A 10,351-nucleotide genomic window follows, 5' to 3' on the forward strand; every position below is an offset into this window, starting at 1 on the left:
CAATGACGAGCCCCCAGACCCCGGCAAACCCAGCCAGCCCCGGTAAACCCAGCCCGTCCGGCGATTGAGGACGGACCCCGCACCTCGGGACCCCGCACACTCCGCCCCGGCAAACCCAGCCCCATGGGGCCAAAATCAGCCCCGTGGGGGTCCCCCCGGACGAAGTCTGGGGGAGATTGAGGCGCGGGGGTTCGGGGGCTGGCCCCCGACAAGGACCCGCGCCGGGCAAGGAGGCTCGCACACAAGACCCAGGGGCGCGGGAGCGCCGTACCCGCTCCCCAGCGGGTGGGCGGCATCACCCGGCGTCGCGGAAGCGGGTGGTGCGGTGGACGGGGTCGGTGTCGATATGGGGGATCACATGCTCGCCGATCAGCTTGATCGAGTTCATCGTGTGCTCGTAGGAGACCCCCACGGGCAGCCCGAAGGTCAGCTGATCGGCGCCCGCCTGCTCCCAGCGCTTGCACTGCTGGAGCACCTCGCCCGGGTCGCCGCAGATCATCAGCTCCTCGGCGATCAGCAGCTCGATGATCTCGGCGGTGTAATCCGGCAGCAGCTCCGGCCACTCCGGGATGCCCTCCGGGCGGGGGAACGTGTCGTGGTAGCGGAACAGCAGCGACTGGAGGTAGTTCAGCCCGCCGCCGACCGCGATCTCGACCGCCTTGTCGTGGGTCTCCGCGCAGATCGCGGTGGAGGTCACCATGACGTTGTCGTTGACGAAACCGGCGATCGGCTCGGCGTCGCGCACCGCGTTCTTGTACGCCTCCAGCACCCACTCCATGTCGGAGACCTTCTGCACGCTGAAGCCGAGGACCCCGAGCCCCTTCTTCCCGGCCATGGCGTAGGAGGAGGGCGAGCCCGCCGCGTACCACATCGGCGGGTGGGACTTCCCGTACGGCTTGGGGAGCACCTTGCGCGGGGGCAGGGACCAGTGCTTGCCCTGGAAGCCGGGATACTCCTCCTGGAGCCACATCTTCGGGAACTCGGCGATCGTCTCCTCCCACATCTCCCGGGTGCTGTCCATGTCGGTGATGCCCGGCATGAACCCGAGGATCTCGTGGCTTCCGGCCCCGCGCCCGGTTCCGAACTCGAAGCGCCCCTCGGAGAGGTGGTCGAGCATGGCCGCCTTCTCGGCGACCTTCACGGGGTGGTTCACGGAGGCGAGCGGGTTGAAGATGCCCGAGCCCAGGTGGATGCGGTCGGTGGCGTGCGCGAGATAGCCGAGGAAGACGTCGTTCGCGGAGAGGTGGGAGTACTCCTCCAGGAAGTGGTGCTCGGTGGCCCAGGCGTATTTGAACCCGGAGGCGTCCGCCTGAACGATGTACTGGGCCTCCTCCATGAGGGCCTTGTGCTCGGCGAGCGGGTCGGTCTCGGCGCGCTTGCCGACGTAACCCTGCACGAAGATCCCGAATTCCAAGGGGGTTCACCGTCCCTATTTTTCTGACGCACCGTCAGATATCGATGGGCCGACTGTTCCATCGAGTGCATGTGGCGTCAATAGTTGACGCACCGTCAGATACGGGGGTGCTGAGGGAGGAGGGGACGGGGCCGTCACCGGGGGGCTCGCGGCACGGCGGCCGGGTGCGGCGCGCGGCGCGGCCCGGCGGCCGGGAGGCTCCCTCGCACGGCCGCCGGGCCGGTTCACCCGTGCCTCACCCCAGGTTCATCCCCGCCTGCAATCCGCCGTCGATGACGAACGGCTGGCCGGTGATGTACGAGGAGTCCTCGCCGCTGAGGAAGAGCGCGAGCTTCGCCACCTCCTCGGGCCGCCCCATCCGCTTCATCGGCACGGACTTCCACGCCTCGGCGGTGGCATCGGCAACCGCGGCGGGCGTGACCTCCGGGGCGGGGTTGGCCATCGGGGTATCCACCACTCCCGGGCAGATGGCGTTGACCCGGATGTCCTGCGCGGCCAGCTCCAGGGCGGCGACCCGGGTCAGTCCGAGGACGGCGTGCTTGGAGGCGGCATAGGCCCCGATATACGCCATCCCGGCCAGGGCGGCGAGGGAGGCGGTGTTGACGATCGTGCCCCCGCCCGCCGCCGCTATCTCGGGGGCGACGGCGCGGATGCCGAGGAAGACGCCGTTCACATTGACCCGGGTGACCTTCTCGAAGTCCGCGAGCGGGGTGGCGACCAGCGCGTTGAAGTGGAGGATGCCCGCGTTGTTGACGAGCCCGTCGATCCGGCCGAAGCGCTCCTTGGCGGCGGCGACCGCGGCGGTCCAGCCGTCCTCCTCGCTCACGTCGAGATGGACGTAGAGCGCGCTCTCCGCGCCGATGTCCGCCGCGACGGCCGCGCCCTGGTCGTCCAGTACATCGGCGAGCACGACCTTGGCCCCTTCGGCGGCGAAGAGCCGCGCCTCCTGCTCGCCCATCCCCCGCGCCGCGCCTGTGATCAGGACGACGCGCCCGTCCAGCTTTCCCGTACGGCTGCTCATGGAAGATCCCCTTCGGTCGTTGTCAGTCGTTGAGACACGGAGCGACATCGGCGGCGAACGCGGCCATCTGATCGGTGAGCTCGGCACGGCAGCGACTGCGGAACCGGACCTGGATCTGGCCCACGCCCATGGCGGCATACTCACGCAGGGACTCGGCGATGACACCGGCCTTACCGGCCAGGGTTCTCCGGCCGGTCGGCCAGCTGGGCTCCCCGATGTAGAGGGGCTCGGCGATGGCCCCGATCTCCAGCGGTTCGGCGATGCCGGCCGCCTCGCGCAGGGCCCGCAGCCGGGCGATACTCGCGGGCATCCGGGAACGCGGGTCGCCCTGGGGCAGCCAGCCGTCCCCGCGCAGGGCGGCCCGGCGCAGGGCCGCCGGGGAGGAGCCGCCGATCCAGAGGGGGATCTGCGGCTGGGCGGGCCTGGGCCGCTGGCCGAGCCCGCTGAAGGAGAACCGCTCCCCGGCGAACTCGGGGTACTCCTCGGGCCCGAGCGCGGCCCGGAGCGCATCGACGGTCTCGTCCAGCAGAGGGCCGCGCCGGGCGAAGTCGACCCCGGTCGCCGCGAACTCCTCCGGCACATGCCCGGCCCCGACCCCGAGGATCAGCCGCCCGCCGGAGAGGTGGTCGAGGGTGGCGTACTGCTTGGCCGCGAGGAGGGGATGGCGCAGCCCGACCACGGCGACATGGCTGAGCAGCCGCACCCGCCGGGTGATCCCGGCGAGGTAGGAGAGGGTGGCGACGGGGTCGTACCAGACGGTGGACATGGCCCCGGCGAGCCGCCGGGGCACGGCGATGTGCTCGCAGACCGCCACATAGGCGAAGCCCGTCCGGTCGGCGACCTTCGCCACCTCGGCGAGATCCCCGACCCCGGCCGCCGCCTCCCAGGGCTCGGCGTAGAGCCTGCTCTGCGACTGGACCGGGAGCTGTATGCCGTACGAGAGCCGGCCTTCGGGCAGTATCCGCACATGGGCCACCGGGGTCTCCCGCCTTGATCCGCCGTCGCATCGCCTACGAGACCGAGGCAGCCATCGTGATACCTGACGGTCCATCAGACAAGGGTTGCGGTGACCGGAGCGAGATCCCCCGGGGCCCGGGTTGCGCGGCTCCGGGTACGCGTCCGGGATACAGAGCCCCCGGCGCGCGGTCCCAGGCGCCGGCGTCAGCTCACATCGAGGCCCAGGGCCGTCGCGATCACCGCCGCCTGCTCCAGGTCGATCTTCGCCCCGGCCAGCTCCACCGTCCGCGGGTCGAGGGCCGAGAGATCACTCCCCCGCAGATCGGCCCCGGTGAGCTTCGCGCTGTGCAGCATCGCCCCCGACAGATCCACCCCGGTCACGGTCGCCTTCTCCAGCCGCGCCCCCGTCAGATCGCACTCCCGCATCCGCACGCCGTCGAAGTCCGCGCCCCGCAGATCCGCGCCCGGGAGCCCCACGAAGGACCAGTCGCCGCCGGTCACCCGCAGCAGGCCGAAGTCGCACTGCTGGAAGAGGCTGCCGACCGCCTTGCACTGCTCGAAGCGGACATCGAAGAAACCGCACCGTTTGAACACACAGTTGGTGAAGGCCGCGTTCACATGCCGCGAGGCGTTGAACTTCACCCCCGAGAAGGTGCACTCGTCGAAGACCGCGCCGTCGTTCACCACCTCGGTCCAGTCGCTGTCGTAGAACGTGTGGCGCGTAAATCTCCGGCCGGACAGATCCCTTCCGTACCAGTCCTCGCCCCGGACGACGAGCCTCTCGTCGGGGACGGGAGGCTCGCCGGAGTACGGATCGACATTCGCGCGCTCACGCCTGATGGCCATGGTCCCGATTGAACACCCCGGCACTGACAACGGCCCGGTGAGCGGGGTCGGCCCAGGAGGGCCGGGCACCGGGGACGCCCAGTGCCCGCCCGTCACGCCCTCGCGGTCGCCAGCAGGTGCGAGCTGGACGCCAGCAGCGCGGGATACGGCTCCGCGAGCCGCGCGGAGGTCAGCGCGGCGGCGAACATCGGGGAGCCGATGAGGCTCTCTCCCGTATGCCGCTCGGCCGCCTTCAGACAGGCCCAGGCCGGGCCCTCGATCCCATGGACGGCGACCTGCCCGAACCCGGCCGCCGTGAGTTCCTCGGCGAGGCCCTCCGCCGTGTGGAAGTACGCCGCCGTGAACCCCTTCCGCCCCGGCTCATGACGGCCGGTCCGCAGGATGTCGGCGACGGCGTCACGGACGGTCTCACCGCCGAGGAGCGTGGTCGCCACATGCTCGTACAGCGACGCGTACCGCCCGATGGCCGCCGCGGCCACCAGACCGCCCGGCCGGACGACCCTTCTGGCCTCGGCGAGCGCCTGATCCCGCTCGGCGCGCTCCAGCAGGTGGTACAGCGGCCCGAGGAGCAGCACCACATCACAGGACGCCGTCTCCGCCGGGAGCGCCCGCGCGTCCCCCGCCTCCGCACCGATGCCGAGGGCCGCGGCCTGCTCGACATGCCGCATGACCGGATCGACGAGGCGGACCCGGTAGCCGTCCTCCATCAGCCACTGAGCATGAGCACCGGGGCCGCCGCCCACATCGAGCACGGAGGCGGGCGCGGCCGGCAGATGGCGGCGCAGGATCTCCTGCGTACGGACCCGTTCGAGAACGCCGTCGGCCGATGAGGTGAGCCGGGCCGCCTCGTCATAGGCATCGGTGTAGAAATCGTGGATCTCAGAGGCGATTTGAGGGGCAGATCCCATATAGGAGATGCTCCATCATGACCGGTCCACCTGTCCAGTGAAGGGAAGTGCCCGCCGATGCCCACTTTGAAGTACGAGCAGATCGCCGACTCGCTGCGGCAGCGCATCGCGGAGGGGGAGTTTCCGCCGGGGGCGCTGCTCCCGTCCGGGCGGGATCTGTGCGAGCAGTGGAAGGTATCCCGGGCGACGGCCATCAAGGCGTACGAGATCCTGAGGAACGACGGACTGATCGCCGCCAGGCAGGGCCAGGGGTTCCGGGTCACCGAGACCCCGCTCGCCCGCCCCGCCGGGAACCGGCGGTCGGGCAGCACCCGCCTCTCGGGCGGACGCCCCTTCCGCAGGCTCGGCTCCCCGGCCCTGGAGGAGCCGCCGCCCCAGATCGCCGAGCTGCTCGAACTCCCCCTGGGAACAACAGCGCTGCGCCGTGACCGGCTCGTCCTGCTGGACGACGGATCGCCGATGACGCTGGTCTCCGCCTGGTTTCCCGGGGACCTGGCCGAGGCATGCCCCCGCCTGGCGCAGACCGGCCCGATCGCGGAGGGGACCACGCGCTATGTGACCCGCACGACAGGCCGGGCCCCGGTCCGGGCCGTCGACGTCATACGGGTCAGGCTGGCCACCGGGACCGAGGCCCGCGTCTTCGGCGAGGAGCCTCCGCTGGCGGTCGCGGTGGACCTGCATGTCGCGTACGACGGAGAGGACCGCCCGCTGGTCGTGGAGGAGGGACTGACCCCGTCGGCCCACTGGGAGCGCAGGGACAACTACCCGATGGGGTAAGGCTTCTGATGAGAACCCGACTGGACCGGGCCACCGGTCCAGTCTGGGTTGTGGCGTAAGCCGCACCCCTCAATCGTGCTGGGGGCATGGTGCGAACGCCTTCCCTATTGAGCGATCAGGAGGCACCGTGCACTCCAGCAGCAGCCCCGCTCCCCTTCTCCCCACGAGCAATGCGCCCATCGCGCACCAGTGGTCGAGCGGCTACCCCATGACCAGGAGGTCGGCAGCCGCCGCCCGGTCGCACACAAGGGCGCACCTGACGGCCTGGGAGTGGGCGGGGGACACCGGGGACGCCACGCTGATCGTTTCGGAGCTGGTCACCAACGCCGTCCGGCACTCCGCCCGCCCCGGTCGTGAACTCCGCCTGAAGCTGACCCTCCTGGAGAGCGGAGAGTTGCTCATCGACGTGTCGGACCCCGTGGCCGCCTTCCCCGGCTTCGGCCGGGCGGTCGAGCCGGAGGAGAGCGAGGAGCGCGGGCGGGGGCTGCTCGTCGTTCAAGGGCTCGGGGCCCGCCTCTCCTGGAGCGCCGGGCCGGACATCGGCAAGACCGTACGGGCCGCTCTCGCAGCCCGCTGACCGCGAGGCGGGTCCGGTCGGGCCGGGCACCGGCCGCCCGCGCACACGTGGATGGCCAGTGGGTAGCATCGCGGCTTCGGGAAGCAGGCGAATGGTGGAGTGGGAGTCGAGTCGTGACGCGACCGCGTGTGGGTGTGGCCGTACTGACCATGGGCAACAGGCCCGCCGAGCTGCGGGCCCTGCTCGACTCCGTGGCCATGCAGGACGAGCCCGCCGCCCGGGTCGTGGTCGTCGGCAACGGTGCGCCGCTGCCGGAGCTGCCCGAGGGCGTCACCGGGGTCGAGCTGGCCGAGAACCTCGGGGTGTCCGGCGGGCGCAATGTCGCCATGGAGCGGCTGCGGGAGTTCGGCGATGTGGACGTGCTCGTCGACCTCGACGACGACGGGCTGCTGATCGACGCCGATGTGTTCCGCCGGATCGCCGATCTGTACGCCGCCGATCCCCGGCTGGGCATCGTCTCCTTCCGGATCGCGGACGAGACCGGGGAGACCCAGCGCCGGCATGTGCCCCGGCTGCGGGCGAAGGACCCCATGCGCGGCGGGCTGGTGACCACCTTCCTCGGGGGCGGGCACGCCCTGTCCATGGCGATGCTGGAGCGGATCGGCGGCTGGCCCGAGGAGTTCTTCTTCACCCACGAGGAGACCGATCTCGCCTGGCGGGCCCTGGACGACGGGTGGAAGGTCCTCTACGAGCCCCGGCTGCTGCTCCAGCACCCGAAGACCAGCCCCGCCCGGCACGCGGTCTACTACCGGATGACCGCCCGCAACCGCGTCTGGCTCGCCAAGCGGAATCTGCCCGCCCCGCTGGTGCCGCTCTATCTGGGGAGCTGGACCGCGGTCACCCTGCTGCGGACCCGGTCCGGGGAGGGGCTGAAAGCCTGGGCCGGAGGGTTCGCCGAGGGAGTGCGGCAGCCGTGCGGGACGCGGAAGCCCATGCGCTGGTCGACCGTCTGGCGGATGACCCGCCTCGGCCGGCCTCCCGTCATCTGACCAGCCGTCATCCGGCCTCCCGTCATCTGACCAGCCGTCATCCGGCCGCCCGTCGTCCGACCGCCGTACGGGCAGCGCCGGGGCCGTACGCCTTTCACCGCGGTACGGGGCGGCCCGGTACGGTCGCCGACCCCGTACCGGCCCCTCGCGGCCCAAGGCTCAAGGGCCCGGCCACAACCCCTCCGGCGTCAGCCCCAGCAGCTCGATCGCGTTGCCCCGGACGATCCGCTCCACGTCCCCCGGCGCGAGATGGCCCATCTGCGCCTCCCCCACCTCCCGGGACTTCGGCCAGGTCGAGTCCGAGTGCGGATAGTCCGTCTCGTACAGCACGTTCCCCACCCCGATCGCGTCCAGATTCCGCAGCCCGAACGCGTCGTCGAAGAAGCAGCCGTACACATGCTCCGCGAAGAGCTCGGACGGCGGGCGCAGCACCTTCTCCGCCACCCCGCCCCAGGCGCGGTTCTCCTCCCACACCACATCGGCGCGCTCCAGGATGTAGGGAATCCAGCCGATCTGGCCCTCCGCGTACATGACCCGCAGATTCGGGAAGCGCTCGAATTTCCCGCTCATCAGCCAGTCGACCATCGAGAAGCAGCAGTTGGCGAAGGTGATGGTGGAGCCCACGGCGGGCGGTGCGTCCGCCGAGGTGGAGGGCATCCGTGAGGATGAGCCGATGTGCATGGCGATCACCGTGCCGGTCTCGTCGCAGGCGCGGAGGAAGGGGTCCCAGCCGTCCCCGTGGACCGAGGGGAGCCCCAGGAACGGGGGGATCTCCGAGAAGGCCACCGCCCGCACCCCCCGCGCGGCGTTTCTGCGGACCTCCGCCGCCGCCAGCTCCGCGTCCCACAGGGGGATCAGCGTCAGCGGGATGAGCCGGCCCCCGGCGTCGGGGCCGCACCACTCCTCCACCGTCCAGTCGTTGTAGGCGCGCACCCCGAGCAGCGCCAGTTCGCGGTCTTTCGCCTCGGTGAAGGTCTGGCCGCAGAAGCGCGGGAAGGTCGGGAAGCAGAGCGCCGACTGCACATGGTTGACGTCCATGTCCGCGAGCCGCTCCGGGACGCTGTACGAGCCGGGGCGCATCTGCTCGTAGGTGATGATCTCCAGCTTGATCTCGTCGCGGCTGTAGCCGACCGCGGTGTCGAGCCGGGTGAGCGGGCGGTGCAGATCCTCGTACACCCACCAGTCGCCGACCGGGCCCTCATCGCCCTTCGCGCCCATCACGGGGGCGAACCGGCCGCCCAGGAACGTCATTTCCCGTAACGGCGCGCGGACGATGCGCGGGGCCGTGTCCCGGTACTTCGACGGGAGCCGGTCCCGCCAGACATGAGGGGGCTCCACCGTGTGATCGTCCACCGAGATGATCTTCGGGAAGGTCTCCATGCGTTCCACGGTAGCGCCGATCTGACGGTTCGTCAGCTACTCGGGCGACGACCGGCCGCCTGCGACCGTCCGCCCCGGCCGGCTTCCGGCCGCCCGCCCCGGCCGAGAACCCCCGACCCGGTAAAACCGCCGGTCAGTGAACCCCGGGGCCGCCCATCACGTCTTCAGGACCGGCTATGCATTGCACGTATAGACGCTAAGTATAGTGCAAAAGCGCTCATATAAGGCATATCGGGCGCATAACTTCTATGTGCCCAAGGGGAATTCCGTCATGCCCGCACGCAGCAGCAGGACCGGCATCAAAGTCCGGACCGCCATCGCCGCCCTGGGCGTCGCAGGTCTCGCCCTCGCCCTCGGCGCCTGCTCCCTGGAGACCACCGCCCCCGCCGACGCCCGCGCCGACGCGATAGCCGACGGCAAGCCGCTCTCCGGCGGCGGCGCACGGGGGCTCGCCGCCGACCCCGTCGACTGCGAGAAGAAGAAGTGCATCGCGCTGACCTTCGACGCGGGCCCCGGCAAGGACACCCCCGAGCTGCTCGACCATCTGACAGAGCAGAAGGTTCCGGCCACTTTCTTCCTCCTCGGCAAGAACCATGTGCTCAAGTACCCGAAGGTCGTCGCCCGCCTCGCCGACGAGGGACACGAGGTCGCCAACCACACCTGGACCCATAAGCGGCTCGACAAGCTGGACAAGGCCGGGATACGCAAGGAACTGAAGCGCACCCAGGACGCGATAGCCGAGATCACCGGCGAGAAGCCCACCCTGATGCGCCCCCCGCAGGGCAGGACCGACGACGAGGTCGGCGCGGTCAGCAAGGAGCTCGGCCTCGCCCAGATCCTGTGGAGCGCCACCGCCAAGGACTACTCCACCAACGACTCCGACCTGATCGAGCAGCGCATACTCAAGCAGGCGTCCCGGGACGGTGTCATCCTTCTGCATGACATCTACGATGGGACCGTCCCCGCCGTCCCGGGGATCGTCGAGAAGCTCAAGGAGCGCGGCTACACCTTCGTCACCGTCTCCCAGCTGCTCGCGCCGGCGAAGGCGAACCCCGGCGAGATCTACCGTCCGTAGCCGCTCGACCCTCCAGGGCCACGGCCGCGGCGCCGCAGCGGCGCACATGTGTGCCGGGCGTAAAGACCGCGGGAAATACCGGAGGAAGTAGGACGAAGATCAACGAACGCGGGTTAGCGTGCCCTCCAGCCGGGGCAATGGGCGATGTGGAAGCGTCCCGTTGCTGACGGGGCCACCATGCACAAGGCAGACTGTCGGGTGCGAATCGGCAGTTCGGGCAGGGGGCAGCAATGGACCGTGACAGCGGGCCACGCGTACCGGAGCAGCGCAGTCCGGCGCCCAGCGAGGTTGTCGTCGACCTGCGTTTCAGCGTGCTGGGGCCAGTGCGCGCCTGGCGTGGCGGGGAAGCTCTGCCATCGGGCTCTCCGCAGCAGCGGGCGCTGCTGGCCGCGCTGCTGCTGCGGGAC

General features: G+C 70.6%; 10 protein-coding genes. 4 read left to right on the plus strand and 6 right to left on the minus strand.

Annotated elements, in window-relative coordinates:
- Positions 1-295 precede the first annotated feature (295 nt).
- From FF041_RS13960 to FF041_RS13980, 5 genes are all read right to left on the minus strand, one after another.
- Entirely contained in the window at positions 296-1,414 is a 1,119-nt protein-coding gene (locus FF041_RS13960; RefSeq protein ID WP_153523143.1) for an LLM class flavin-dependent oxidoreductase, read from the minus strand.
- 235 nt (positions 1,415-1,649) lie between these two features.
- On the minus strand, positions 1,650-2,435 hold the full coding sequence (locus FF041_RS13965) for an SDR family NAD(P)-dependent oxidoreductase (protein WP_153523144.1): 786 nt from the start codon (positions 2,433-2,435) through the stop codon (positions 1,650-1,652).
- Positions 2,436-2,457: 22 nt separating this feature from the next.
- Positions 2,458-3,402 carry an LLM class F420-dependent oxidoreductase gene (locus tag FF041_RS13970; RefSeq protein WP_323391853.1) on the minus strand — a complete coding sequence of 315 codons (945 nt, stop codon included), beginning with the start codon at positions 3,400-3,402 and terminating at the stop codon, positions 2,458-2,460.
- Between the two features lie 194 nt (positions 3,403-3,596).
- Entirely contained in the window at positions 3,597-4,238 is a 642-nt protein-coding gene (locus tag FF041_RS13975) for a pentapeptide repeat-containing protein (protein ID WP_153523146.1), read from the minus strand.
- Between the two features lie 92 nt (positions 4,239-4,330).
- Entirely contained in the window at positions 4,331-5,146 is an 816-nt protein-coding gene (locus tag FF041_RS13980; RefSeq protein WP_153523147.1) for a class I SAM-dependent methyltransferase, read from the minus strand.
- A 57-nt stretch (positions 5,147-5,203) separates the two neighbouring features.
- On the opposite strand from FF041_RS13980, the gene FF041_RS13985 reads away from it, so the two are divergent.
- The 3 genes from FF041_RS13985 (at position 5,204) to FF041_RS13995 (ending at position 7,489) form a co-directional block, all read left to right on the plus strand.
- Positions 5,204-5,923, plus strand: coding sequence for a GntR family transcriptional regulator (locus tag FF041_RS13985; RefSeq protein WP_153523148.1), 720 nt, complete (start codon positions 5,204-5,206; stop codon positions 5,921-5,923).
- A gap of 127 nt (positions 5,924-6,050) precedes the next feature.
- Positions 6,051-6,500, plus strand: a complete 450-nt coding sequence (locus FF041_RS13990; protein ID WP_323391847.1) for an ATP-binding protein — start codon at positions 6,051-6,053, stop codon at positions 6,498-6,500.
- Between the two features lie 113 nt (positions 6,501-6,613).
- Positions 6,614-7,489: a glycosyltransferase family 2 protein gene (locus FF041_RS13995; RefSeq protein WP_323391848.1), complete on the plus strand. Its 876-nt coding sequence runs from the start codon at positions 6,614-6,616 to the stop codon at positions 7,487-7,489.
- 159 nt (positions 7,490-7,648) lie between these two features.
- Here the strand turns inward: FF041_RS13995 and FF041_RS14000 are convergent, their stop codons facing one another.
- Complete coding sequence (locus tag FF041_RS14000) at positions 7,649-8,869, minus strand: amidohydrolase family protein (protein ID WP_153523149.1); 1,221 nt, start codon at positions 8,867-8,869, stop codon at positions 7,649-7,651.
- A 271-nt stretch (positions 8,870-9,140) separates the two neighbouring features.
- Between FF041_RS14000 and FF041_RS14005 the strand changes: the two genes are divergently transcribed.
- On the plus strand, positions 9,141-9,944 hold the full coding sequence (locus FF041_RS14005; RefSeq protein WP_153523150.1) for a polysaccharide deacetylase family protein: 804 nt from the start codon (positions 9,141-9,143) through the stop codon (positions 9,942-9,944).
- Positions 9,945-10,351: the final 407 nt, after the last annotated feature.

The organism is Streptomyces jumonjinensis (assembly GCF_009600885.1).
In the GTDB taxonomy this organism is placed as follows: Bacteria; Actinomycetota; Actinomycetes; order Streptomycetales; family Streptomycetaceae; genus Streptomyces; species Streptomyces jumonjinensis.